Origin of the sequence: Gracilibacillus ureilyticus (genome assembly GCF_900111195.1) — a bacterium.
Taxonomy (GTDB): Bacteria; Bacillota; Bacilli; order Bacillales; family Amphibacillaceae; genus Gracilibacillus; species Gracilibacillus ureilyticus.
In genome coordinates this window covers 537,668-562,352 of record NZ_FOGL01000001.1, presented here as the reverse complement: position 1 = coordinate 562,352, position 24,685 = coordinate 537,668, and the positions used below count along the sequence as shown (strand labels likewise).

The following is a 24,685-nucleotide window of genomic DNA, read 5'->3' as shown; positions in this document are numbered from 1 at the left end:
TATAAAAATATACATATGAAGGAGAGAGAAACATGACAGTCGAAATAGCAGCAGGGAAAAGAACAATAACGCCTTTTCGTTATGATAATGTAGGAAGCTTTTTGCGTCCGGAGAAATTGAAAGCAGCAAGGACAGATTTTGCTCAAGGGAAAATTACGGACAAGGAACTAAAGGCGGTTGAAGATGAAACAATCAAAGACCTTGTAGAAAAACAGAAAGAAGTTGGACTTCAGGCAATTACTGATGGAGAGTTCCGCCGTTCATGGTGGCACCTTGATTTTATGTGGGAACTTAACGGTGTTCAGAAAGAAGTAATTGATAAAGGATACCAGTTTAATGGTGAAGAAACACGTCCGGAAACTGCGCGGTTAACTGGAAAAATTAATGGAGAGAACCATTTATTCGTCGAGCATTTCAAATTTTTGCAGCAGTTTGCAGAAGAGGGAGTTGTTGCGAGACAGACTATTCCTGCACCGGCACAATTTCTTGCAGAATTGCAGCGTCCCGAAAACAGTGCTTCAACAAATGAAATTTATCCCGATATAAATGAGCTTGTTGAAGATATTGCAAGAGCATACCAGACAGTGATTGAGGATTTATATGAAGCAGGCTGCCGCAGTCTTCAGCTGGATGACTGTACATGGGGTATGCTTGTTGATCCGAAATACTGGGCGAGCAGACATGATGGAGCAAATGTTAAGGAAATTGGCGAACTGAATTTGAAGGTGAATAACCTGGCTATTGCGAATGCACCGGCAGATCTGGTTGTAACTACTCACGTCTGCCGCGGGAATTATCACTCGAAATGGGCGTCATCAGGCGGTTATGATCCGATTGCGGAGATTTTATTTGCCAAGGAAAATGTGTCAGCATATTATTTGGAATTTGATACAGACCGTTCCGGAGGATTTGAACCGTTAGCACATATTAGTGAAAATAAACTGGTGGTCCTTGGATTATTTTCTTCCAAAACAGGTGAACTGGAAGACAAATCAGCGATCAAAAAACGGATTGAAGAAGCATCTCAATATGTGGATATCGACCGTCTCTGTATCAGCCCGCAGTGCGGATTTGCTTCAACAGAAGAAGGTAATATTTTAACAGAAGACCAGCAATGGAATAAACTTCGTCTGATTAAAGAAGTAGCAGAAGAAGTTTGGGGATAAGTACAGGAAGCCTGCAGCAAACGCTGCGGGTTTTCTTTTTTATGGCAATGCTTTCATCAGATCAATACCGAATCGAATATTGATTTTCCTAATATTACGTGCTATTCTTTAACTATTTTGATCAGAGTGTACATACAAGGAAGATGGAGGTTTATTATGTCATCACGTAACAAAACAAATACCATAACCATTGGTTTTATGTTATTTGCTTTATTTTTTGGAGCAGGAAATTTAATCTTCCCGCCGCAATTAGGACAAGCAGCGGGAGAAAATCTGCTTTCTGCCAACCTTGGCTTTATTTTTACAGGAGTGGGGCTTCCTGTGCTTGCTGTTTTTGCGCTTGCTCTTTCAGGGAAAAGCAATTTGCAATCATTAGCCAGCCAGATACATCCATTATTTGGTCTCATTTTTACGATAGTATTGTATTTAACAATTGGACCGCTTTTCGCATTACCGAGGACTAATACAGTAGCATACGAAATTGGTGTAACGCCTTTTCTTGAAAATTCAACAAGTAATTGGCCATTATTAGGATTCACAGTTATTTTCTTTGGATTATCTTTGTATTTTTCGCTGGAAGCAAAGAAATTAATTGATATTATTGGAAAAATTCTCACACCTTTGCTTTTAATTGTGATAACTGTCTTAATTGTGACTGCCATTCTTAATCCGATCGGACCAGTTCAGGAGCCAACGGAAGCTTATTTGACGAACAGCTTTTTTAAAGGTTTCCAGGAAGGGTATTTGACGATGGATATGCTGGCAGGGTTTGTTTTTGGCATTATTATCATTAATGCAATGAAGGACGGCGGGACCACATCGAACCGACAATTACTTGTCTCGACAATGAAGGCAGCCATAATTGCAGCAAGTCTGTTAGCAGTTGTCTATTCTTCACTTGCTTATCTTGGCGCGGTTAGTGTCGATGGTGTTGGCCATATGGATAATGGGGGAAGGATTCTGGCATCAGCATCTGAGTTTTATTTCGGTTCATTTGGTAAAGTGATGCTCGGGCTGATTGTGATGGCGGCATGTTTAACAACAAGTATCGGCTTAATTACATCATGCTCCTCCTATTTCCACCAGTTAATACCTAGAATCTCGTATCAATTATGGGCAGTCATTTTTACATTGTTCAGTGCAGTGGCGGCAAACTTTGGTTTAACATCCATTATCGAGTTTTCGGTACCAGTTTTGTCCATGCTATATCCGATAGCGATGTGTTTAATGGTGTTAACCTTTTTGCACCCTTTGTTTAAAGGAAAGAAAGAGGTATACCAGATCAGTATTCTGTTTACATTTATTATTGCACTGTTTGATGGACTGAAAGCTGCAGGGATTATTGTCGTTGCGGCAGAGAATTTATTTACAAGAGTACTTCCATTCTATCAGGTTGGACTTGGCTGGATTATGCCAGCTGTTCTTGGTGGAATGCTCGGAGTCTTACTGTCAATTGTTAAGAAAAATTAATAAAATTGAAATATTTTTTAACAATCTTATTTATAAATGAAACGAATAATGGTAAGATATATTCAGCCTTTCAGATTATGCTTTTCTGGAATGCTGAAAATCTACATATTACACAAAACTAGGAGGCGACATGATGATAAACCGTAAATTTTTACTGTTTATTTTGGTTTTAACATTAGGTCTGTTTTTGGCTGCTTGCGGAACACAGTCAGAAGAAGAGAACACAGAAAATACAGACACAGAATCAACAGACACTGGTACAGAGGAAAACTCTGAAGAAGCAGCAGAAGATGGGGAAGCTGCAGCAGGAGACTATAAAGTAGCTATGGTAACAGATATTGGCGGTGTAGATGATAAATCATTTAACCAGTCTGCATGGGAAGGTATTCAGGCATGGGGCGAGGAACAAGGCCTGTCACAAGGAAATGGAATTGATTATGCACAATCGAATGAAAAAGCAGACTATATGCCGAACATCACACGTTTCGTGCGTGATGAGTACAACTTAATTTTCGGGATTGGTTTTGAATTAAAAGAAGATATTCAGACAGCTGCTAATCAGTATGCAGATACAAACTTTGCGATTGTTGATGATGTAGTTGAGGCACCTAACGCTGTAAGTATTACATTTAAAGAGCATCAGGGAAGCTTTTTAGTTGGTGTTGCAGCAGCAATGAAAACTACGACAAACAAAATTGGTTTCGTTGGCGGTGTTGACTCTCCGTTAATTAAAAAATTCGAGTCAGGATTTATTGCTGGTGCGAAATCAGTGAACCCGGATATCGAAGTAGATGTTCAATATGCGGAATCTTTTGCAGATGCGGCAAAAGGTAAATTAATTGCGACAAACATGTATGACAGCGGCATTGATGTTATTTACCATGCATCAGGTGCTACTGGTAATGGTGTGTTTAACCAGGCGAAAGATATTAAACAAAATGATCCTGAAAGAGAAATCTGGGTAATTGGTGTGGACCGTGATCAGCATGAAGAAGGTGCAATCAATGACCATAATGTTACATTAACTTCAATGGTTAAACGTGTAGACGTAGCTGTTCAGGATGTGGCAAACCGCGGGTTGAACGGTGAGTTCCCTGGCGGAGAACTTCTTGAATACGGAATCGAAGAAAATGGTATCACGTTTGCTACAACAAATGAAGAAGCAATGACAGAGGAAATTATCTCCACTGTGGAAGAGTGGCAGGAAAAAATTCTAAATGGTGAAGTGGAAGTTCCACAAACGATTGAAGAATTAGAAGCATACGAAGAATCCTTATAAGATTTGAATAGAGAAGGCTGCACCACAGCCTTCTCTACTATTATGTTGTAACAGAAGAAATTTCCAGTGAAAAGGACTTTTTCCGGAAAGTCTTTTTCATTGCATGTTTCTTTATAAAGCAATGAAGTCTTCTATATTAGGGGTGAGATAAGTTGGATTATGCAATTGAAATGCTGAATATAAGAAAAGAATTCCCTGGCATTGTCGCTAATGATAATATTACGATTCAGTTGAAAAAAGGTGAGATACATGCATTATTAGGGGAAAATGGTGCAGGTAAATCGACATTAATGAATGTCCTTTTTGGACTGTATCAGCCTGAAAAAGGGGAAATACGTGTAAACGGTAAAACGGTGAAAATTACCAATCCGAATATTGCCAACGACCTTGGTATTGGAATGGTCCATCAGCACTTTATGCTGGTAGAGCCTTTCACCGTTACACAGAATATCATTTTAGGCAGTGAACCGAAGAACAAGTTTGGCAAAATTGATATTGCTACAGCGAGAAAAGAGATTCAGGAACTTTCTGACCGTTATGGTTTAAAAGTTAATCCTGATGCGAAAATTAGTGAAATATCTGTCGGAATGCAGCAGCGGGTAGAAATACTGAAGACTCTTTACCGCGGGGCAGAAGTGCTGATTTTTGATGAACCGACAGCCGTTTTAACACCACAGGAAATTAATGAACTGATTGAAATTATGCGGGCATTAATCAATGAAGGCAAATCGATTATTTTAATTACACACAAATTGAAAGAAATCATGGAAGTTTGTGACAGATGTACCGTAATCCGAAAAGGGAAAGGGATCGGGACAGTCGATGTTTCTGAGACAAATACGAACGAACTTGCTTCCCTCATGGTTGGCCGTGAAGTTAACTTTAAAACAGAAAAAATAGCGGCAATGCCGGAGGATACGGTCCTCAGCATTCAGGATTTATATGTTCGAGATGCGCGTAAAGTAGACTTAGTCAAAGGACTGAATCTGGAAGTCCGTTCAGGGGAAATTGTCGGAATTGCAGGTGTCGACGGAAATGGACAGTCGGAATTAGTCGAAGCAATCACCGGTCTGACAAAAGTGAAATCTGGTTCTATTAAACTATCAGGGAAAGATATAACGAACCTCTCCCCGCGTAAAATTACAGAGTCCGGCGTTGGACATATTCCGCAGGATCGCCATAAATACGGTTTAGTACTGGATTATTCCATTGGTGAAAACATTGTACTGCAAACCTATTATCAGAAACCATACTCCAAGGCGAAAGTATTAAGTTATAAGGAGATTTTTGATAAAGCAAAACAAATTATTGAAGAGTATGATGTCAGGACACCAAGTGTTTATACGAAAGCGAGGGCACTGTCCGGGGGAAACCAGCAAAAAGCCATTATTGGCAGGGAAGTCGATCGTTCACCACAGTTATTAATAGCAACACAGCCGACAAGAGGGCTGGATGTTGGGGCAATTGAATTTATTCATAAAAAACTGATCGAAGAACGTGACAAAGGCAGGGCCATTCTTCTCGTCTCCTTTGAACTGGATGAAATTATGAATGTAAGTGACAGGATTGCTGTCATGTTTGACGGGAAAGTTGTGGCAAATGTAAAACCGGAGGAAACAACAGAGCAGGAACTTGGTCTGCTTATGGCAGGAAGTCAAGTGAACAAGGCAGGTGAAACAAGTCGATGACATCTAATAATAAATTATTTGGGGTTTTAGTCCCGGTTATTTCCGTAATTATCGGGCTGCTTGCAGGTGCGGTCATTATGTTATTATCTGGCCACAATCCTGTCGAAGGATATGCGGCATTGTGGGCAGGTGCTTTTGGTGATTCCTATACGATCGGTGAAACAATCAGAAGAACGACACCCCTTATTTTAACAGGGTTAGCTGTGGCGTTTGCTTTTAAAACTGGGCTGTTTAATATCGGTGCAGAAGGACAGGTAATTGTCGGCTGGCTTGCTGCTGTATGGGTCGGTCTCGCTATTGACGCACCGATGATCATCCATTTGCCTCTGGCAATATTAGCTGGTGCTGCTGCAGGTGGTCTGTGGGGCTTTTTGCCAGGCCTGTTAAAGGCAAAACTTGGTGTCCACGAAGTTATTATTACTATTATGATGAACTATATCGCCTTATTTGTAACAAATGAAATTATCCGTAATGTATTAACAGAACAGGAGACAACAACTGGAACGATAGCTGATACAGCATCTCTTGCTTCTGACTGGCTCCAGAGTATTACATTTTACTCAAGGGTGCACTACGGAATATTAATTGCTTTATTTGCGGCATTTATTATGTGGTTTATTATTGAAAGAACGACATACGGTTATGAATTGAAATCAGTAGGTTTCAACTCTCATGCATCGAATTATGCAGGGATGAATGTAAGCAAAAATATTATTTTATCAATGGTAATTGGCGGAGCATTTGCTGGTCTTGCAGGGGCAATGGAAGGCCTCGGAACATATGGTACGATTTCAGTAATGTCCGGTTTTACCAATTTAGGATTTGACGGTATTGCGGTTGCACTCTTAGGCTCTAACAATGCGTTTGGTGTTGTGTTGGCAGGTCTTTTATTCGGTGTACTAAAAGAGGGTGCGGGTGAAATGCCGACAGCAGCCGGTGTACCAACAGAGCTTGTTGATATAATTATTGCACTGATTATTTTCTTTGTTGCTTCCAGTTATATTATCCGCTGGGCGTTACTTCGCTTTAAAAAGGAGGGGAAATAGATGTTCGAAGCATTACAATCAATCATACCTACCGTACTATTCTATTCAGCACCTCTTATTTTAACAGCATTAGGCGGAGTATTTAGTGAGAGATCAGGGGTTGTCAACATTGGTTTAGAAGGACTGATGGTGATTGGAGCATTTGTCGGCATTGTATTCAACTTGACGTTTGTCGATGTATTCGGTGCCTGGACACCATGGGTCTCTATCGTTGTTGCCATGGCTGTTGGGGCAATTTTCTCATTGATTCATGCAGTTGCTTCGATAACTTTTTATGCCAACCAGGTGGTCAGCGGTGTTGCGATCAACATGCTTGCACTCGGAATCGGTGTTTATTTAACAAAAGTATGGTATGGAAAAGGGCAGACAGATATGGTCGAACGTCCTTTCTACACGACAGACATTCCTGTCCTGGAGCACATTCCATTCCTTGGACCATTATTTTTTGAAGGAATCTATGTGACTTCCTATATTGCGATCATTTTAGCTTTTGTTGCATGGTATGTCCTTTACAAAACACCGTTCGGTCTGCGGTTACGTGCTGTTGGTGAACATCCGATGGCGGCAGATACGAATGGGATTAAAGTAGAGAGAATGCGTTATATTGCTGTCTTGCTGTCAGGCGCGCTTGGCGGTTTAGGCGGTGCAGTATTTGCCTTGACGATCGCCTCCAACTTTTCCCATGCTACGATTGTCGGACAGGGATTTATGGCATTAGCTGCCGTTATCTTCGGTAAGTGGCATCCGCTTGGTGCAATGGGAGCAGCCTTGTTCTTCGGTTTGGCCCAGAGTCTGAGTGTCGTGAGTGCAGGAATTCCAGTGTTAGCGGATATTCCGCAAGTAATTCTGTTAATTGCACCATATTTGTTGACAATTCTGGCATTAGCAGGATTTATCGGCCGTGCAGATGCACCTCGCGCGAATGGGGTTCCTTATATTAAAGGAAGCAGATAAAAATAAAAGAACGGGCATCTCTCATCGATGCCCGTTTATTTTTTTGAAACTTTTTTTCATGTGATTCGTATGGTATAACAGAGTTAGTTTAAACAGGAAAAAGGAGGAATTATGATGAATACAAAAAGATGGGTTGCATTGATAGTAGCAATCGGACTGTTTTTGCTTTCTGTCGGTTTTCAGTTTATGTCAACAATTCTTTCATCAAATATGGAGGAAGCTTTCAATTTTGCTGATTTAAATCAGGAATTTAGTGAAAAAGTAGTCGAAGATGGTTCCCCAATGAATAAAATTGCTGTACTTCATTTAAATGGAGTGATCCAGGATACGACACCTAGTTCTCTTCTGAATACAAGTACATACAACCATCAAAGGTTCCTTGACATGCTGGAAAATGCAGGAGAAGACAACAGTGTGAAAGGGATCGTCTTACATGTGAACACACCAGGAGGCGGTGTTGTCGAAAGTGCAGAAATACATGATAAAATTCTCGAAATAAAAGAGGAATATGAAAAGCCTGTCTATGTTTCAATGGGTAATACGGCAGCTTCCGGCGGTTATTATGTTTCCGCACCTGCTGATAAAATTGTGGCACATAAAGCGACACTGACAGGTTCGATTGGTGTCATTATGGAAAGCATTAATTTTGCAGAATTGGCTGATGAGATTGGCATTGATTTTAACACAATTAAAAGTGGAGAACACAAAGATATTTTATCATCTTCCCGTGAAATGACAGAAGAAGAGCGGGCAATATTGCAGGCAATGATTGATGACATGTATGCTGATTTCGTTGATGTAATTGTCCAGGGCCGCGGAATGGACGAGGCTCGTGTTCGTGAACTTGGAGATGGAAGAGTTTATACAGGTTCTCAGGCAGTGGAAGAAGGATTAGTTGATGAGATTGGATCACTGGACGATACCATTGCAATGTTAAAAGAAGATCATGATCTATCAGGTTCACAGGTGATTGAGTATGAAAACGGCATACCTTTTGGACAATTTTTAGGCAGTACGGTTCAAAGTATGTTTGGAAATGATACAGATTTAGTCGGTATTAAGGAATTAGTACAGCAAAGTAATGCACCGCGTGCCTTGTATCTATATTCACGGTAAAGGAGTGTCGGGATAATGGAAGAGCAAGTAGAATATAGTTCAACTCATGAAAAACCTGTCAGATATGCAGGCTTCTGGATGCGCTTCTGGGCATACTTGGCGGATATTATCATTGTTGCCAGCATTAGCGGCATTCTTCTCCTGCCATTTCAATTTCTGAATGACGGAGACGGAGTGGATATCGGGTACTGGACATTAACGGGCATTCTCGGTTCCGTAATTTTCTACCTGTATTTTGTACTGCTGACAAAATATTTCCGCCAGACGCTGGGGAAAATGATCTTCGGACTTAAAGTCATTCGCGAGGACCGTGAACCATTAAAATGGAGTGACTTACTGTTTCGGGAAGTTGTTGGACGATTTATCCACCGCGTCTTTTTCTTTACAGTGTTATTATACTTGTTTGTCGCATTTACTGCACAGAAACAAGGCATTCATGACATGATCGGAAATACAAGAGTTGTATTTGATGAATAAATAAAAAAATCAGAACCAAAGTAAACCGAACTATGATCAATATTCTTGATTCGTAGTTCGGTTTCTTTATGTATCAGAGTAAATTGCAGGAAGGGTTACTTCAATTCACATACCATCAAATGATTTCCATCAGGATCTTTGAAATTAAAAAAGTGACCAAACTCAATTTCTGTCGTTAATTCCACTCCATTGTTTTTCATTGTCTCATAAGCTTCTTCCACATTATCTGTATTAAAATGGAACGGAGGTGTCTGATAAATGGTATTCTCCCGGTAAATTTTACTGTCAAGAACAATATTTATTCCGTCAAGCTGCAATACATACAAATGCCCGCCAGGAAAATCATCTGTTGGTTCAAGATCCAGCAAGTTACAATACCAGTCACGCGCTTTTTTGAGATCTTTAACAGGGATAAAGATTCCCGATACTTTTTTATTCAAATATGCCATAAAAACAACCCCTTCTTATTGATAATTTTACTAAATTAACCATATGATGAAAAAGAGAGTTCGTCAATATAAATTTTTGTAAAACAATTCAATTTAGTCATTTTCATTGTGTATAATCATACGAGACCATAAAAAAGATTGAAGAGTGGGAGATTTTATGAATGATGTCGGTTTAATATTAGAAGGCGGTGGAAGCAGGGGTGTTTATACAGCAGGTGTACTCCAATATTTAATGGAAGAAAACATTTACTTTCCGTATGTCATCGGCGTCTCTTCAGGCGCATGTAATGGTTCTTCCTACTTATCACGTCAGCTGCACCGTAATAAAAGAGTGAATATTGATTATGTTGATCATCCGGACTATTTATCATTAAAAAACTGGTTTACGAAACGTCAGCTTTTTGGCATGGATTTCCTTTTTGACAAGATCATGAATCATCTTGACCCATTTGATTATGAAACTTTTTATCAGGCTAAGGAGGAATTTGTTGTTACAGCAACAGACTGTATGACCGGCGAAGCGGTATATTTTCATAAATCCCTGTATGCTGCGGAGATGATTACATTAATTCGCGCTTCCAGTTCCCTTCCGTTGATTGCCCCAGCGATCCATTTCCATGACCGGGTGCTTCTGGATGGTGGCATAACTTCGCCAATTCCGATTGAACAATCGATGATTGACGGCAATCGAAAAAATGTCGTAATTCTGACGAAAAACAGAGGCTATATTAGAAAAGCTGAACCTTTTTACTGGATGATCCGCAGAAAATACCGCAACTATCCCGGTCTTATCCAATCCATCGAAAAACGCCATCATATTTACAATGACAGCTTACAGTACCTGTATGATGAAGAGAAGAAAGGGAATGTATTTATAATCTGTCCCAGTGAAAAAGTGAATGTTGGACGAATCGAAAAAAATAAAGACAAGCTGATTCATTTATATCAACAGGGATATAAGGATATGAAAAATACAGTTTCTCAATTAGTAGAGTTCTGCTCACAGACAAACCCAGTAAAACATGTGGATGAAAACTTGGCAATTTGCAAAAGCTAGTGAAGAAATGTAATGGAAAGGAAGATTTACTATGCCGATACAAAATGGCCATGAAATTGAGCAGCTCGATATCCTTACACAGGAGCTGGAAAATACAACCCGTCAGGCGAGAAATCATGCAGACATCAATGAAATTGAAGCATTACAGCAGAAATTGCGTGAAGTACAGGAACAGATCCAGGATGCCCGAGGCAAAGCCATCAATGGGAGCGGGACATCAACGGAACCATTATTTGATGCACAAGTACGTATAGAAGAGTGCCAGCATGAATTGAAGCGGGCGTTAGTCAATTTGAAAGCACAACAGGAAAACAGTTTATTTTAATAAGGAAATAGAGTAATACCGTTATGGTGTTGCTCTTTTTTTTATAAAAAAGACTTGAATAATATCAAAAATGATAATAATATTAAAAGTGATACTAATAATGAAAAAAAGGTGATATTGATGAAAGACTGGAAGAAAATATTGCATCCGGTAAGATTGGAAATCATCCAGACTTTGGCAGGTGGAAAACAGCTGACATCCTCCCAGCTTTCCGATTATTTACCAGATATCCCGCACGCAACACTTTACCGTCATATTAAATATTTGCATCATATCGGGATGATCATCGTCAAGGAGGAAAACAAGAAACGCGGTACAGTAGAAAGGATATACAGTCTGGCAAAAGATGCAGAAAGTCCTAGCCATGAGGAGATTGCCAGCATGTCGAGGGAAGAACATCTGGAAATGTTTACACAATTTATATCGAGCACGATCCAGGATTACGGCAAGTATTTAACCAAGAAGAACATAAATTTAGCGGAAGACAGGGTTAGTTACAGGCAAGGTACGTATTATTTGTCTAATGAAGAATTTGACCAGATGATTACGGAATTGAAACATGTTTACGAGAAATACCGGCAATATGAACCAGACAGCAATCGTCGGAAAAGGAAATTTACTACAATCATTATTCCGGATAAAGGAGAGGGTATGAATGAATGAGGTTAGAATCAAAAGTGATGTAACACTTGCGGGAACATTATCATTGCCGGAAGACAACAATACAGATACCGCTGTCGTCATGATACCGGGTTCAGGAAAAATTGACCGTGATGGAAATATTGAACAGAAAGGGATGGATTTCAACTTGTACAAAGATATTTCCGATTTTATTGTCAGTCTCGGATTCATCACCTTTAGGTATGATAAAAGAGGTGTTGGGGAAAGTGAAGGCGACCATCTAAAAACAGGGCTTCACGACTCCATCAAAGATGTTCAAGCTGCCATTCAGTATATTAGAACAGATTTGCCTGTAGTGAAGAAAATTATTCTGCTTGGTCATAGTGAAGGCACCATGATTGCCACAGCAGTTGCTGCTCGTGGTGATGCAGATGGTGTCATTTTACTAGCAGGTGGTGGTGAAACATTGGAAGAAGCGTCTAAACGGCAGCGTGAGCTCTATTTTGAAGCAACCAAAGCGAAAAGAAATATTAGCGGATGGCTTTTTCGTACATTTCGGCTTGATGAGAAAACTGAAAAGAAAAACGAGAAGTTATTTGAAAAAATAAAGGCGACAGATAAAGATATGATCAGGGTTCAACTGATGCCATTCCCGGCAAAGTGGCTGCGCGAACATTTTATGTATGATTTACTGGCAGATTTTCAAAAGATTACATGCCCTGTCCTTGCTGTCACAGGAAAAGTTGATTTTCAATCAGATTACCGCAAATTAAACCGGCTGAATGAACTCATTTCTTCTGAACTGGAAACCTATGTGATTGACGATATGGATCATATGTTAAAAAAAGAAACAGAAGATATTAACATTCTGAGATTCAAGCAAGCATACCAGAGAAACCGCTCGAAACCGATTCACCCGCGATTAAAAGAAATATTGGAAGGATGGCTCCATTAATCTATATCTCCGTTTGTGTCAATTACTGGTATTGACCGCAATGCTGTTGTATCATTATTCTTACCATAGCGGTAAAAATAACTCTGTGGGGATGAAAGAGAGCCCCATGAGCTGTTATTAACAATATTCAGTAATAGGAGACATGTTTGTATGAAAGATATAGGGTTAGTGCTTGAAGGAGGAGGCAGCCGAGGCGTCTACACAGCGGGGATCCTGCAATTTCTTATGGAAAAAAATATTTACATTCCATATGTGGTTGGCGTATCAGCTGGTGCATGCAATGGCTCTTCCTATATTTCGCGGCAGATGGAACGGAATAAAAAGGTAACAATTGATTATGTCGATCATCCTGAGTATTTATCTTTACGTAATTTCATTAAAAAGCGTCAGCTGTTTGGGATGGATTTTATTTTTGATACACTTCCGAACAGTTTAGTGCCGTTTGATTTCGAGACATTTAATGGGGCTGCGGAAGAATTTGTTGTCGGGGTGACGGATTGCTATACAGGTGAGTCTATATTTTATCATAAATCTGACTATGCAAAAGATATGCTGACACTTTTGCGGGCATCCAGTTCCTTGCCATTCGTTGCACCAGCAGTGGACTTTCACAATCGAGTTCTGATGGATGGTGGAATCACTGCCCCTATACCGATTAAACAGTCAATCAAAGATGGCAATCATAAAAATGTAGTTATTTTAACAAGGAACAGAGGTTACTATAAAAAACCGCAAACCGTTAACTGGTACATGCGCAGGAAATACCGGGAGTACCCTGGACTGTTAAAAGCAATTGCAGAAAGACATATGGAGTATAATGAGACACTGAACTATCTATTTGAGGAAGAGAAGAAAGGGAATGTCTTTATTATATGTCCAACAGAAAAGTTGACGGTAGGCCGGGTCGAAAAAAACAAAAAGAAATTAACCCATTTATATGAGCAAGGTTATCAGGATGTCGAGCGGGTTGCAGAGCCGCTGCACGAGTTTTTATCATAAAGCCAAGTGAGTTTTGCTGCAAACTGCAGGAGCAATCGTCTCACATTATCCGAGGGGGATATGTAATGAATTCGATTATTTTTGATGTGGATGATACAATGTATGATCAGGCATTGTCCTTCCACCACACATTTCGTCAATTAGTGGAAGATTCCTATACATATGAGGAAATTGATCAAATTTACCGAACAAGCAGAAAATACAGCGAGATTTTATTTGATCAGAGTGAAAGAGGGGAAATATCTGTTAAGGAATGGCTAACTGGCAGAATAATGAAAGCTTGTGAAGATTTCGGTATTCCAATGGATGTAGTGAAAGCAGAGAAGTTTGATCAGGTTTACAAACAGGAACAGAACAAAATTGAGCTTTTCCCAGAAATAGAAGAGCTCTTTACAAGGCTGAAAAAACAGGACAAACAGCTGGCAATCTTAACAAATGGGGAAGAAAAGCATCAGTCAATGAAAATAAAGCAGCTGCAGTTAGAAAAATGGATACCGAAAGAAAACATCTTTATTTCTGGAACATATTCTGTTGCCAAACCGAAAAAGGAAATTTTTGATATAGTAGCATCGAAACTTGGCTGTCAACCTGATCAAACGGTTTATATCGGGGATTCCTACGAGAAAGATATCGTTGGAGCCAAACAGGCGGGATGGCAGGCAATCTGGATGAACCACCGGAACCGGACAATTCCGCTAAACAGTCCATATCAGCCAGACATAGAAGTGCACAATGCAGAAGAGCTGTTACACTATTTCAGTGAATAATACAGGGAAAGAGTAACATTTGAAAATAAATATATTCTCATGAACACGGTTTGTTCATGAGAATTTTCATTTAATGAGCTTTCGTTATTTTCTGTTTCGCCAGGACAGCTAATTCCAGTTTTTTCAAACCTTCACAATATTCTTTCTGAATATCTGCAATAATATTTCCATTATGCTCTTTTTGCAAATATTTGATCACTCTCCAGTCAGTATACCAATCCTCTTTTTCTGCAGGTTTCTGGGGTACATTTTCCCACACATCTGTCAGTTTCGGACTATATATCCTCATAGACCCGGGCAGCAGCTGGCAATTGTCCAGTCTCGCCTGAACGGATTCATATGGGGAACTCTCATCAATGTCATGAAATAATTCTTGAGAAAAATCTTTTCTTGAACCGGTATGTGGCTGATTAATAGCGAAATCTGTAATTTTTGCATAATAATCCGGATGAAAAAGCAAATGATATAACCGCTTGCCTAATAAAATTCGTTCTTGGACTGCAGCAAAGTGATGAACAGACAAACCGACTGCCTTTGACTTCGCATTCTCCCTGTATGGAAACAATATTTGATTAAGCTCAAGCCATTCCTGCAGCATAAATTCAACTGATTCGAACAATGTCGCCTGATATTCGGGATTGTGAACAACCCTGTTTTCAATATAATGCTGTTCATTAATGATCAGTGCGACTGAGATGAGATCGTTATTTCCGTTTTGATAATAATGGTTCCACACTGCTTCCATGAATAATGAAATACCGAAGTTTCGAAGGAGATGAAAGTAATTATTCTGTCTTTTTTTACATTCCAGATACAGAAGAAGCTGTGGATATGCATCCTGGAAAATTAACCAGTTGCTTCGTTCCAGAAAGGAAAAAAAGTATTCCTGCTGTTCGGGTGACAGCAGCTTTTTTAAAAAACTTCCCTTCAAATCAGTCATATTCCATCCTGCATTTCGTGAAACCATGTGTGCGAGGAATGCCCATTTAATTTCAGGGCATTGTTTGTAAAATTCTAAATAAGCATTTGTTCTCGTTATGTTGTTTATGTTATGCTTCACTGTCTCTTTTTCAATAGAGTGAATAATTTCCTTTTCGGTAACGGATAGAGCAGATGGGTGAGATGGCAAGGGATGCAGTTTTTTTAATGCTTTTTTTAATGCTTTCATTTCTGTACGGAGTTTCTTTTGGTTGAAAAATATGACCAGTCCCCCCTCATGATTTTTCTATATTTTATGCAGCTCGTTTTCAGGTTGTTTCTTTCATAGCATGACCAGAATATGGACAATCATGTGATAAAACTAGAACTTTTGTATTTAAGAAAGAGAAGAATTATAATGGTGGGAACTAGAGAGGTGAATGACATGAAGAGAATCAAGACGAACGTAATCCCGTTTAGAGGATCACATTATGACTTCGGTTATGTTCAGGGTAAAGAAATATCCGACTCGTGGACTGTTAGAAACAGGGAAAAACAATGGAAGGTGAGAAAACCTTTATTCCAGATAAATGTGGAAGAAACGAAGCAGGTATATAAGCAATATGCTCCGCAAATATGGGAAGAATTTATCGGGCTACAGGATGCACTTGAATGGCCGCTTGAAAAAGTCCTGCTTGAGTTTGGCGGATACCGGGTGAAAGTACCGAAGTCGGGCTGTTCTATTTTAATTGGCAATGATTATATGATCCGGAATTATGACTATCATCCAAAAACATATGATGGAAGGTTCACATTATTCCAGCCATCTGATCAAGGATATGCGACAATCGGAGTTAGCCAGAGAATCACAGGCAGATGTGATGGGATGAATGAAAAAGGCTTAATATTAGGTTATACATTTACCAACAGGAAACGGCCTGGTAACGGGTTTGTCTGTAACATGATTGGACGGATCGTATTGGAACAGTGTGCCAATACGGAAGAAGCGGTCGATTTCTTAAAAGAGATCCCGCACAGGGGCTCATTCAGTTATGTACTGTATGACAATAATCGGGAAGCGGTTATTGTGGAAGCATCACCGAGAGGTGTAGAAAGCAGAAAAGGGGCTGTCTGCACGAACCATTTTACCCTTCTGCCTAAGGAGAATCGGCATTTTCTTCAAGATTCCCGGAAGCGGCTTGATCTGATGGAATCGAAAATGGGGGAAGAACTGACAGGTGAGGAAGCCTTCCACCTTTTAAATGATTCTGATAAAGGAATCTTTTCCAGCCAGTACCGGAATTGGGCAGGTACCATTCATACAAGCGCCTATTTTCCATCGGAATTATCAGCATGGTATGTACTTGGAAGCAACAGAAAGCCAGCAGTTTTTTCTTTTCAGGATTGGCTGAAAGGATCTGACGTTCCGCTTGGAGTAGAAGGAGAGATAGACACAGACATCCCATTTCTGCACATGGAAAAGGCAGACTGGTTTCAAAACAGCAAATCATAAGGAAAGCATGCAGGCATTTTGGTTCAGCATCTACCAAACTACCTGCTTTTTTACTACTTTTTAAAAATTCTGTTTCTCCATAGAAAAACAGCGACAATTACACAAAGGATAATGGAAATGATGATTGTCAGTAACCAGGCAAATGGCCCTTCGGCTTTAAATGGCAAATCCACATTCATTCCGAAAAAGCTGAAAACTAATGTGGGCAATGTGAGAAAAATCGTAAAGAGTGTGAGAGTTTTCATGACATTATTCATATCATTTGAGATCAGGGATGAATAGGAACTGGTAATCCGGTCAAGAATCCGGGAATACAATTCAGTTGTTTCCATTCCCTGTGTGTTTTCGATCTGCATTTCATTTAGTAAATCTTTATCTTCCTCGTACATTTTGATGGAGTGTGTGCGAAGAATTTTCTTTAGTACATCATCGTTTGCACGAAGTGATGTCATGAAATATACTAAGCTTTTTTCAATTTCCATTAAATCGTACAGTTGTTTATTTGTCAGTGCTTGTTTCAGCTTTTCTTCAATGGCTATCCGCTGTTTATTGAGTTCATTTAAACTATCTAAGTATAACGCAGAAATAGAGTACAGGATTTGCAAGGCAAGACGGCTTTTCATCCTTGTATTTACCGGTCCTTTTAACTGGTTTAAAAACGGCACATCCTTACTGCAAACGGTTATCACAAAGGATGGTGTAATGATGATTCCTATCGGTATAGTAATATAGGAAGTCACATCTCTGCTGTTTTCACCAGGGACAGGAAAGTCATTTATAATAAGGGTACACTCTGTTTCTTTATCATGCTCAATCCTTGTTGTTTCCTCCGCATCAAGCGGGTTTTCCAGAAACTCAACAGGAACACGGCAATTTTCAGAAATCGTATTTATTTCCTCCAATGTTGGTTCTGTAAGGCGGATCCAGCTGTTCTGTATGAAATTTTCCTCTTCTTTTACTGTTCCATCACTTGTTGTCAGGAATATCGATATCATGGCATTTCTTCCTTTCTGATAAAAGACTATACCACAACTCGGTGCTGGTTAAACTGAATATCTTTTCTTCACATATGTAAATAGATAATAGGAATTTTGTAATATTGTAGCAAAATTTGATAGTTTTTAGGTGTATAGTCCCAATGGATTGTGTATAATAAAAAGATAAACAGCAAAGGTGGGGGAATAAATGGCAAATCACAGTCAACTCCTTATTAACCAGAGATATTGGACAGAAAAAATACTAACAATTTATTGGATAATGGTACTTATGTCATTTATTGGTCAATGTATCGGTTTAACAATTACTGTATACTATTTCCCATATTATGTGATAGATTTCGTAATATTGAAACTATTAATCCCAACTTCCATTCAGCTGATTTCATTAGGAATTACTACATATCTTGTAAAAGTGAAAAAGAACTTCAGTGATAAACTTCTCGTTATTACCGGCACGATCTCAGCCCTTGCTATTATCATTAATCATCCGGAAGTACCCGGGCTGCAAATTTTATTAATGCTGCCAATGGCCGTTATCTTAATTTATTATGACCGGAAAATTCTTCAATTCAGTCTTATTGTCAATGTAATTGCATTAACAGCTATCTATCTCTTGCCATCTATTCGAAATGCAGTTACCGTATATGAGTATTTTTCTTATCTGTTTGTACTGTTGTGCAGTTACTTCGTTTTCCTGATTATTTTGTCAAGAGCAAATGAAATGCTCGAAATTCTCCAGCGGGCAAATGAAAAAGAACAGGATTTACTTGTGAAAAGCACCATGATGGAAAGACTGACAAAAATTGATGCGCTGACAGGGTTGTACAATCACAAGACATTCCATGAATATCTGGATTTTCTTTTTGAACAGAGCATTTTCTATGATATGCCGCTGCAACTGGCTATTATTGATATTGATAATTTTAAGTCTGTAAATGACCAATATGGCCACAGTAATGGCGATCTCGTCTTGAAGCGGGTGGCTTTCGCTATCTCTGAGAAGGTTACAGAGGATGACATTTCAGCAAGATATGGCGGAGAAGAATTTACGATTTTATTAACAAATAAAACATTAGAGGAATCCTACCGTATTCTTGAGGAAGTCCGTTCATACATTGCCAGCCAGTTTCACCAGGAATTAAATGGGCATGTTACCGTCAGTATCGGTTTAAAACAGCTTGAAAAGCATTTATCAAAAGTGGAATTCTTTGATGAAGCGGATGAACTTCTCTATAAAGCAAAAAGTAATGGGAAAAATCAGATCGTCTGTGATCAGTTGAGTCTAACTGCAGTAGAATGAGAGATTAATATCAGAAAATTTAGAATTTGTTTTAAAAAACTATTGCTTTTTTTCAGAATCTATATTAAACTTGCAATCAGTTAATACAACAACTTCATCAACTTTCTTATCAAGAGAGGCGGAGGGATTTGGCCCTGTGATGTCTCAGCAACCAGTCTAATCGTTAGACCCGGTGCTAATTCCAATAGACTGCCAGACAGTCTAGAAGATAAGAAGAACGACTTTTGCTAACCAAAGGCCTTCTTCTTAGAAGGCCTTTTTTTCGTAGCTTAGTAAGGAATGAATAAATCTATTACATAGGAAAAGGGAGAATGAAAAATGACAAAAACAATTACAGCACCATTTAAAGCAGATCATGTAGGGAGTTTACTAAGACCAGATAACCTGCTTCAGGCAAGAAAGGATTTTCAGAATGGCAGCATATCAGCAGCACAATTGCGTGAAGTGGAAAATAAGGAAATTGCCCATATTGTAGACAAGCAGATCGAAGTAGGATTGGAACTTGTAACAGATGGAGAATTCCGCCGCCGTTTCTGGCATACAGACTTTTTGGAGCATTTAAATGGAATTGAGGGATACGTTCCGGAAGTAGGATACATTTTCAATGGGGAAGAAGAGACAGAACGATACAATGTCCGTAATAATGGTAAAGTTTCCTTTAATCCAGATCATCCATTTATCCAGGACTTTAAGGAATTTAACGAAATTGTTGGCGGCCGTGCGGTTGCAAAACAAACAATCCCAAGTCCAAACCAATTATTTAATGAAGGAATCCGTGATGCTTCTATCTATCCGGACATCGAAGATTACGCAAAAGATGTTATTCAGGCTTACCGTGATGCAATCAAAGCATTTTATGATGCAGGTGTTCGTTATCTTCAGTTTGATGATGTGTACATTGCCGGACTATCTTCACCAGACATCCCATTCAATGATGGTGAGTTCTCCAGAGAGTTTTTGATCGATTTAGCACTGCGGGTAGTAAACGGAGTACTTGAAGATAAACCAAGTGACCTTGTGGTAACAACTCACTTGTGCCGTGGAAATTACCGTTCAAACTGGGCATTTGAGGGAAGCTATGATTTAATCGCACCAACATTATTTGCTAAAGAAAAAGTGAACGGATTTTTCCTTGAGTATGATGATGAACGTTCAGGCGGTTTCAAACCGTTAAATCACATTCCAAATGGCGGAGCAAACGTTGTACTTGGTCTTATCACATCCAAAACTGGTGAATTAGAGGATAAAGAAGTGATTAAAGCCCGCGTAGAAGAAGCTTCTCAATATGTACCATTAGATCAGCTGTGCCTAAGTCCGCAATGTGGATTTGCTTCCACTCACCATGGAAATAAATTAACAGAAGAAGATCAATGGAATAAATTGAAATACATTGTTGATTTAGCGAATGAGATTTGGGGATAAGTATCAGTGTAAATAGGAAAACCTTTGTTGTCCTTTGGGCAGTGAAGGTTTTTTCTTTTTCAGAAAGGCTCATTCGATTAAAAGAGATAATTATGTTACTATAATAAGGTACTATTTTAAAAGGAGTCTTGATATTATGGAGATCCCGATTCTGCATGAGGACAATCACCTGCTCGTTGTCGAAAAACCAGTCAACGTACCAGTGCAGGCAGACCGCTCGCAAGATGAGGATCTGGTGAACTTATTAAAAAAAGATCTGAAGGAACGCTATAATAAACCAGGCAATGTCTATCTAGGATTAGTCCACCGATTGGACCGGCCGGTTGGCGGTGCAATGGTGTTTGCAAAGACATCAAAAGCGGCATCACGCTTATCTGATTCGATCCGAAGAAACTTGATCACAAAACAATATTTAGCAGTAGTCCGTGGCCTGCCTGAAAAGAAATCTGGCAAACTAGTAGACTATTTAGTGAAAGACCAGCGAAAAAATATCGTCAGAACTGCTTCCAAACATGAAGAAAAAGCAAAAAGAGCTTTGCTTGATTACAAAGTGTTAGAAACAGGCAATGGTTTAAGCCTGTTGAAAATTAACCTCCACACAGGGCGACCTCACCAAATACGTGTCCAATTTGCTTCAAGAGGCTATCCGCTTTACGGGGATCAGAAGTACGGCGTCAATGAAAATAAACCGGGACAGCAAATTGCCTTATGGTCACACTGTCTTTCATTTGATCATCCAGTGAAAAAAGAAGAAACGAATTGCGACTCCATCCCGCCGGATGATTACCCGTGGAATATATGGGAAAATATATAATTGGTAATAAGCAGCCAATCTTGGGAAGCCGCATTCTTTTTACGACGAAAGCGTGTATTTAGATCTATGTAACTTACGACAAATTCCTAATAATAAATTTCATAGTGACGACTGATTAGGTCTATGGTATCATTTGGATAATCACAATTAGTCGAATAGGGGGATGCGGAAAATTATGCGAGTTTTTCGTTTTCAATAGATGAATAAAAAAAATAGGAATCGAACATTGTCCATTTTGGTAACTTGTTTCATGATTTTTCTAATTTGTTTATTTCAGAATGATACAGGAGCATACTTTATCATTGAATTGGCAATATTGGTTGCAACTGCTGTTCTAGCCTTTTTCTTATCATGGAGAAGAATGTTTTTAATTGTTTTAAGTATCATATTAATTACGGGATTTTCTTTAGTGTTTCTTACTGATTCTACAATTTATAACCAGTATATTCTTATAATGGAACACATATTTTTATCTGGTTCTGTCTTACTAATCTGGATCATTTTCTCGTATGTTCGCAAAATGGAAGACGATTTAGAAAAAATACAATTGAAAGTTCAGCAGCTTGAAAAATACCAAGGGTCCTCACAGTTATTAACATTAAGTGAATTTAGAAACAGAGCAATGATAATTACAACGGGGACGAAACGCCGAGATGAACAAAATTATTTATTAATCCTGGAAGTTTTGGTACAGGGAAATACTTATCAGGCGCTTCACCACTCTGTAGAAGCTACATTATTAAATACTATCAGAGATAGGTTTGATTTAGTGGCAAAATTTGATCACGATAAATATATTATCTTTTTACAGAACACAGATGAAAAGGGCACCCAGATCGTTATAGACCGGTTTATAGGACAGATGCGTACACAGCTTAATCTAGTTGATTTGCCATTTGCTTATTATGTATATAAAAGTAATGCATTCGATCTGGAGAAAATGGCTCCATATCGTGAAGCGGGTGAACTATGATGAAGGTAATTTTAGTAATTATTATGGTGTTTTTCTGGACCATGCTGATTTACTATTCTCTGTTAACCATTGCAGGAGTTATCCAGCGAATAAAGCATAAAACGATATTACATCTTAATCAATATCCTTCTGTAGCGGTGTTTGTGCCGGCATACAATGAAGGGGTTGTGATAAAGAACACTTTAGACTCTATGGTCGCATTAAAGTATTCAGGTGAACTAAATATTTATATCCTCGATGATCAGTCAACAGATGACACAGCTGAAATCGTAAAAGAGTATAGCCGGACATTCTCCCAAATACATTACTTATTAGTACCAAATAGTGACGTTAAAGGAAAATCTTCTGTTTTAAACTATGGTCTTAGCGTTACAGATTCTGAGTATTTTCTTGTTTTTGATGGGGACAATCAACCAGAAGAGAATGCAGTTATGGAGCTCGTTCATGCAGCTGAAACAACGAAAAAGTCGGCAGGAGCTGTAGGCTATGTGAAAACTATTAATGCTGATTCCAATCTATTAACAAGAATGATTGCGTTAGAATTCCAAGTTTTTCAATTGCTTATGCAAAGTGGAAGGTGGGGTTTATTAAGGACGGGGTCTTTAGCTGGCACCAATATGTTACTTCGGAGGTCTGTATTAGAAGACCTTGGTGGTTATGATCCATATGCACTTGCTGAAGATGCGGAGTTAACTATAAGAGTTGCTGCTAAAGGTTTGCTCCTTCCTGTTGTGCATCATGCTAGAACATGGGAACAGGAACCAGAGAAGCTGCGAAATTTAATACGTCAGCGGACAAGGTGGTTAACAGGGAATCTTTATTTATTAGAGAAGTCTTTCCAGGAGTGGAAATTCTGGAAAGGAAGAACTATTGTTCATAGTCTGCACCATCTTATGACATATTTTCTTTTTGTTATTTTTCTGTTTATATCTAATCTGTGGTTTTACCTTGGTCTATTTGGAATTGCGATGCCAAACGTAGATACACCATTATTAATACTATGGTTTATGAGTTATATCGTTTATACCGGTCAACTTTTTAGTGCGATGGTCCTGGAAGATACTTTAACACCAAAAAATATAGTTGTTGGTATAATCATGTACTTTACTTATGCGCAACTCTTTCTAATCTTGCTGTTTAAAAGTATTTTTCAATTTGTTTCAGCAAGAATGCGTAAGAAAACGATAAAGTGGGATAAAACAACTCGGCATCGACAAGGAGCAGGTTAATGTATAAATGGATGGCAACTGGTTTATTGACCTTAATTTTTGTACTTATTTTATTCTCGTTTCTTGACAAGCCGGACCCTACTGTTGACACAATAGAAAAGTATTTTATGGATGAAAATGGGTTAATCCATGCATACCCTGTCAACGAGTCATCAGAGAAAATGTTTTTATCTGAGAGTATTGGTCAATATATGTTTTACTTAGCTCTTACAGAAAATAAAGCGTTATTTGATCAACAAGTAGATATTTTAAAGGATTATTTCTTATTCTCAAACGGAGAAGATAACTGGATTAAATGGCAATACGGTGAAGAATACTCAACAAATGCTCTGGTGGATGATTTTCGAATTATTCGCTCATTACAGTACGCTGCGGATGTTTTTGAAAATAAAGACTATAAAGTACTATCTAATCAATTGTTAGAATCGATTAGGAAACACCAAATTTTCAATGGGCTAGTGACCGATTTTTATGATTGGGAATTAGAAAAATTTTCAGACACATTGCATTTAAGCTATTTGGATGTGGACTTCCTTTCACTGTTGGAAGGGATGGACTTGAGAGTATTAGAAGGTTTACTATATGATCCTGAAAGAAATTCCCCATTTTTTAATGAAGTTTATTCTCTAAAAAGTGAATTATTACTTCCTTCTAATGATACGGAAGTCCATATGGTGGACCAATTACTGATTGCACTACAGTATGTCGATATCTTCAATCAAAAACCGGAAACTTTTGATAGCTGGTTAAATGAAGAGTGGGAAACAAATGGAAAGGTGTATGGAAGATATGACAGGTACAGCTTAAATCGGGTTGTCGATTATCAATCTACAGCTGTGGATGCACTTAGTTTGATTTATTTTCTAAAAACAAACGAACAAGCATTAGCGAAACAAGTACATGAAAAATTGCGGCAATTGGATGAATATTTTCAAAATACTCAATACAAAGGTGTTCATGTTTTTGATTACTTATATATGGAAACAGCCTTAGAGTTGTATGGAAAGAAAACGGATATATTAATTGCTTACTAAAATAGCTAAAATGCTACTCAATATCTGCCTTTCAAAAAAAACTAATACAGTAACATTTTCTGGTAACTATCTCGCTGGTAGTTGCTTTTTTTTACTATACTTTTTGTCTAAATGA

At 38.7% G+C, this 24,685-nt stretch carries 24 protein-coding genes and 1 riboswitch; of the genes, 21 read left to right on the top strand and 3 right to left on the bottom strand.

Features of this window, described 5'->3' with window-relative positions; translation table 11 throughout:
- Window positions 1–32: 32 nt before the first annotated feature.
- The 8 genes from BMW36_RS02930 to BMW36_RS02895 all read left to right on the top strand — a co-directional run bounded on the left by BMW36_RS02930 (window position 33) and on the right by BMW36_RS02895 (window position 9,196).
- A complete protein-coding gene (locus BMW36_RS02930; protein ID WP_089738780.1) occupies window positions 33–1,166 on the top strand; it encodes a 5-methyltetrahydropteroyltriglutamate--homocysteine S-methyltransferase in 1,134 nt (377 codons plus the stop codon).
- A 156-nt stretch (window positions 1,167–1,322) separates the two neighbouring features.
- Window positions 1,323–2,636, top strand: coding sequence for a branched-chain amino acid transport system II carrier protein (gene brnQ, locus BMW36_RS02925; protein ID WP_089738778.1), 1,314 nt, complete (start codon window positions 1,323–1,325; stop codon window positions 2,634–2,636).
- A 133-nt stretch (window positions 2,637–2,769) separates the two neighbouring features.
- Complete coding sequence (locus BMW36_RS02920) at window positions 2,770–3,915, top strand: BMP family lipoprotein (protein WP_089738776.1); 1,146 nt, start codon at window positions 2,770–2,772, stop codon at window positions 3,913–3,915.
- A 152-nt stretch (window positions 3,916–4,067) separates the two neighbouring features.
- Window positions 4,068–5,603, top strand: a complete 1,536-nt coding sequence (locus BMW36_RS02915) for an ABC transporter ATP-binding protein (protein WP_089738775.1) — start codon at window positions 4,068–4,070, stop codon at window positions 5,601–5,603.
- Window positions 5,600–6,649, top strand: coding sequence for an ABC transporter permease (locus BMW36_RS02910; protein WP_089738772.1), 1,050 nt, complete (start codon window positions 5,600–5,602; stop codon window positions 6,647–6,649). Before BMW36_RS02915 ends, BMW36_RS02910 begins: the two co-directional genes overlap by 4 nt.
- Window positions 6,650–7,603 (top strand): ABC transporter permease, encoded by a 954-nt coding sequence (locus tag BMW36_RS02905; RefSeq protein WP_089738770.1) that lies wholly within the window; start codon window positions 6,650–6,652, stop codon window positions 7,601–7,603.
- 114 nt (window positions 7,604–7,717) lie between these two features.
- Window positions 7,718–8,719 carry a signal peptide peptidase SppA gene (sppA, locus tag BMW36_RS02900; protein ID WP_089738768.1) on the top strand — a complete coding sequence of 334 codons (1,002 nt, stop codon included), beginning with the start codon at window positions 7,718–7,720 and terminating at the stop codon, window positions 8,717–8,719.
- Window positions 8,720–8,734: 15 nt separating this feature from the next.
- On the top strand, window positions 8,735–9,196 hold the full coding sequence (locus BMW36_RS02895) for an RDD family protein (protein ID WP_089738766.1): 462 nt from the start codon (window positions 8,735–8,737) through the stop codon (window positions 9,194–9,196).
- A 95-nt stretch (window positions 9,197–9,291) separates the two neighbouring features.
- On the opposite strand, the gene BMW36_RS02890 is transcribed toward BMW36_RS02895, so the two are convergent.
- Entirely contained in the window at window positions 9,292–9,645 is a 354-nt protein-coding gene (locus BMW36_RS02890) for a VOC family protein (protein WP_089738763.1), read from the bottom strand.
- Window positions 9,646–9,802: 157 nt separating this feature from the next.
- On the opposite strand from BMW36_RS02890, the gene BMW36_RS02885 reads away from it, so the two are divergent.
- From BMW36_RS02885 to BMW36_RS02860, 6 genes are all read left to right on the top strand, one after another.
- Window positions 9,803–10,702: a patatin-like phospholipase family protein gene (locus tag BMW36_RS02885; RefSeq protein ID WP_089738762.1), complete on the top strand. Its 900-nt coding sequence runs from the start codon at window positions 9,803–9,805 to the stop codon at window positions 10,700–10,702.
- Window positions 10,703–10,733: 31 nt separating this feature from the next.
- Complete coding sequence (locus tag BMW36_RS02880) at window positions 10,734–11,027, top strand: hypothetical protein (protein WP_089738760.1); 294 nt, start codon at window positions 10,734–10,736, stop codon at window positions 11,025–11,027.
- 120 nt (window positions 11,028–11,147) lie between these two features.
- Window positions 11,148–11,690 carry a helix-turn-helix domain-containing protein gene (locus BMW36_RS02875; protein WP_089738758.1) on the top strand — a complete coding sequence of 181 codons (543 nt, stop codon included), beginning with the start codon at window positions 11,148–11,150 and terminating at the stop codon, window positions 11,688–11,690.
- Window positions 11,683–12,603 (top strand): alpha/beta hydrolase, encoded by a 921-nt coding sequence (locus tag BMW36_RS02870; protein ID WP_089738757.1) that lies wholly within the window; start codon window positions 11,683–11,685, stop codon window positions 12,601–12,603. The genes BMW36_RS02875 and BMW36_RS02870 overlap by 8 nt, the downstream gene beginning before the upstream one ends.
- A 150-nt stretch (window positions 12,604–12,753) precedes the next feature.
- The gene (locus BMW36_RS02865; RefSeq protein ID WP_089738755.1) at window positions 12,754–13,602 is read left to right on the top strand and encodes a patatin-like phospholipase family protein; all 849 of its coding nucleotides are present in this window, start codon (window positions 12,754–12,756) and stop codon (window positions 13,600–13,602) included.
- A 65-nt stretch (window positions 13,603–13,667) separates the two neighbouring features.
- The gene (locus tag BMW36_RS02860) at window positions 13,668–14,369 is read left to right on the top strand and encodes an HAD family hydrolase (RefSeq protein WP_089738753.1); all 702 of its coding nucleotides are present in this window, start codon (window positions 13,668–13,670) and stop codon (window positions 14,367–14,369) included.
- A gap of 70 nt (window positions 14,370–14,439) precedes the next feature.
- Here BMW36_RS02860 and BMW36_RS02855 read toward each other — a convergent pair whose 3' ends face one another.
- The gene (locus BMW36_RS02855; protein ID WP_089738751.1) at window positions 14,440–15,537 is read right to left on the bottom strand and encodes a DUF2515 family protein; all 1,098 of its coding nucleotides are present in this window, start codon (window positions 15,535–15,537) and stop codon (window positions 14,440–14,442) included.
- Window positions 15,538–15,732: 195 nt separating this feature from the next.
- Between BMW36_RS02855 and BMW36_RS02850 the strand changes: the two genes are divergently transcribed.
- The gene (locus BMW36_RS02850; RefSeq protein ID WP_089738749.1) at window positions 15,733–16,800 is read left to right on the top strand and encodes a C45 family autoproteolytic acyltransferase/hydrolase; all 1,068 of its coding nucleotides are present in this window, start codon (window positions 15,733–15,735) and stop codon (window positions 16,798–16,800) included.
- A 53-nt stretch (window positions 16,801–16,853) separates the two neighbouring features.
- On the opposite strand, the gene BMW36_RS02845 is transcribed toward BMW36_RS02850, so the two are convergent.
- Window positions 16,854–17,795 (bottom strand): magnesium transporter CorA family protein, encoded by a 942-nt coding sequence (locus BMW36_RS02845; protein ID WP_089738747.1) that lies wholly within the window; start codon window positions 17,793–17,795, stop codon window positions 16,854–16,856.
- A 190-nt stretch (window positions 17,796–17,985) separates the two neighbouring features.
- Here BMW36_RS02845 and BMW36_RS02840 point away from each other — a divergent pair, with 190 nt between their 5' ends.
- From BMW36_RS02840 to BMW36_RS02815, 6 genes are all read left to right on the top strand, one after another.
- A complete protein-coding gene (locus BMW36_RS02840; protein ID WP_089738745.1) occupies window positions 17,986–19,098 on the top strand; it encodes a GGDEF domain-containing protein in 1,113 nt (370 codons plus the stop codon).
- Between the two features lie 103 nt (window positions 19,099–19,201).
- A riboswitch (SAM riboswitch) is annotated at window positions 19,202–19,313 on the top strand.
- 103 nt (window positions 19,314–19,416) lie between these two features.
- Window positions 19,417–20,520, top strand: coding sequence for a 5-methyltetrahydropteroyltriglutamate--homocysteine S-methyltransferase (locus BMW36_RS02835; protein WP_089738743.1), 1,104 nt, complete (start codon window positions 19,417–19,419; stop codon window positions 20,518–20,520).
- Window positions 20,521–20,656: 136 nt separating this feature from the next.
- Entirely contained in the window at window positions 20,657–21,334 is a 678-nt protein-coding gene (locus tag BMW36_RS02830) for an RluA family pseudouridine synthase (RefSeq protein ID WP_089738740.1), read from the top strand.
- Window positions 21,335–21,560: 226 nt separating this feature from the next.
- Window positions 21,561–22,307: a hypothetical protein gene (locus BMW36_RS02825; RefSeq protein WP_217640946.1), complete on the top strand. Its 747-nt coding sequence runs from the start codon at window positions 21,561–21,563 to the stop codon at window positions 22,305–22,307.
- Complete coding sequence (locus BMW36_RS02820) at window positions 22,304–23,536, top strand: glycosyltransferase family 2 protein (RefSeq protein WP_342707243.1); 1,233 nt, start codon at window positions 22,304–22,306, stop codon at window positions 23,534–23,536. Before BMW36_RS02825 ends, BMW36_RS02820 begins: the two co-directional genes overlap by 4 nt.
- Window positions 23,536–24,570, top strand: coding sequence for a hypothetical protein (locus BMW36_RS02815; RefSeq protein ID WP_089738736.1), 1,035 nt, complete (start codon window positions 23,536–23,538; stop codon window positions 24,568–24,570). The genes BMW36_RS02820 and BMW36_RS02815 overlap by 1 nt, the downstream gene beginning before the upstream one ends.
- Window positions 24,571–24,685: the final 115 nt, after the last annotated feature.

What these genes read in the sequence shown, in the direction of transcription:
- BMW36_RS02930 (WP_089738780.1), top strand. Translation starts at nt 33, where the DNA reads ATGACAGTCGAAATAGCAGCAGGGAAAAGAACAATAACGCCTTTTCGT.
- brnQ (WP_089738778.1), top strand. Translation starts at nt 1,323, where the DNA reads ATGTCATCACGTAACAAAACAAATACCATAACCATTGGTTTTATGTTA.
- BMW36_RS02920 (WP_089738776.1), top strand. Translation starts at nt 2,770, where the DNA reads ATGATAAACCGTAAATTTTTACTGTTTATTTTGGTTTTAACATTAGGT.
- BMW36_RS02910 (WP_089738772.1), top strand. Translation starts at nt 5,600, where the DNA reads ATGACATCTAATAATAAATTATTTGGGGTTTTAGTCCCGGTTATTTCC.
- BMW36_RS02905 (WP_089738770.1), top strand. Translation starts at nt 6,650, where the DNA reads ATGTTCGAAGCATTACAATCAATCATACCTACCGTACTATTCTATTCA.
- sppA (WP_089738768.1), top strand. Translation starts at nt 7,718, where the DNA reads ATGAATACAAAAAGATGGGTTGCATTGATAGTAGCAATCGGACTGTTT.
- BMW36_RS02895 (WP_089738766.1), top strand. Translation starts at nt 8,735, where the DNA reads ATGGAAGAGCAAGTAGAATATAGTTCAACTCATGAAAAACCTGTCAGA.
- BMW36_RS02890 (WP_089738763.1), bottom strand. Translation starts at nt 9,645, where the DNA reads ATGGCATATTTGAATAAAAAAGTATCGGGAATCTTTATCCCTGTTAAA.
- BMW36_RS02885 (WP_089738762.1), top strand. Translation starts at nt 9,803, where the DNA reads ATGAATGATGTCGGTTTAATATTAGAAGGCGGTGGAAGCAGGGGTGTT.
- BMW36_RS02880 (WP_089738760.1), top strand. Translation starts at nt 10,734, where the DNA reads ATGCCGATACAAAATGGCCATGAAATTGAGCAGCTCGATATCCTTACA.
- BMW36_RS02875 (WP_089738758.1), top strand. Translation starts at nt 11,148, where the DNA reads ATGAAAGACTGGAAGAAAATATTGCATCCGGTAAGATTGGAAATCATC.
- BMW36_RS02870 (WP_089738757.1), top strand. Translation starts at nt 11,683, where the DNA reads ATGAATGAGGTTAGAATCAAAAGTGATGTAACACTTGCGGGAACATTA.
- BMW36_RS02865 (WP_089738755.1), top strand. Translation starts at nt 12,754, where the DNA reads ATGAAAGATATAGGGTTAGTGCTTGAAGGAGGAGGCAGCCGAGGCGTC.
- BMW36_RS02860 (WP_089738753.1), top strand. Translation starts at nt 13,668, where the DNA reads ATGAATTCGATTATTTTTGATGTGGATGATACAATGTATGATCAGGCA.
- BMW36_RS02855 (WP_089738751.1), bottom strand. Translation starts at nt 15,537, where the DNA reads ATGAAAGCATTAAAAAAAGCATTAAAAAAACTGCATCCCTTGCCATCT.
- BMW36_RS02850 (WP_089738749.1), top strand. Translation starts at nt 15,733, where the DNA reads ATGAAGAGAATCAAGACGAACGTAATCCCGTTTAGAGGATCACATTAT.
- BMW36_RS02845 (WP_089738747.1), bottom strand. Translation starts at nt 17,795, where the DNA reads ATGATATCGATATTCCTGACAACAAGTGATGGAACAGTAAAAGAAGAG.
- BMW36_RS02840 (WP_089738745.1), top strand. Translation starts at nt 17,986, where the DNA reads ATGGCAAATCACAGTCAACTCCTTATTAACCAGAGATATTGGACAGAA.
- BMW36_RS02835 (WP_089738743.1), top strand. Translation starts at nt 19,417, where the DNA reads ATGACAAAAACAATTACAGCACCATTTAAAGCAGATCATGTAGGGAGT.
- BMW36_RS02830 (WP_089738740.1), top strand. Translation starts at nt 20,657, where the DNA reads ATGGAGATCCCGATTCTGCATGAGGACAATCACCTGCTCGTTGTCGAA.
- BMW36_RS02820 (WP_342707243.1), top strand. Translation starts at nt 22,304, where the DNA reads ATGATGAAGGTAATTTTAGTAATTATTATGGTGTTTTTCTGGACCATG.
- BMW36_RS02815 (WP_089738736.1), top strand. Translation starts at nt 23,536, where the DNA reads ATGTATAAATGGATGGCAACTGGTTTATTGACCTTAATTTTTGTACTT.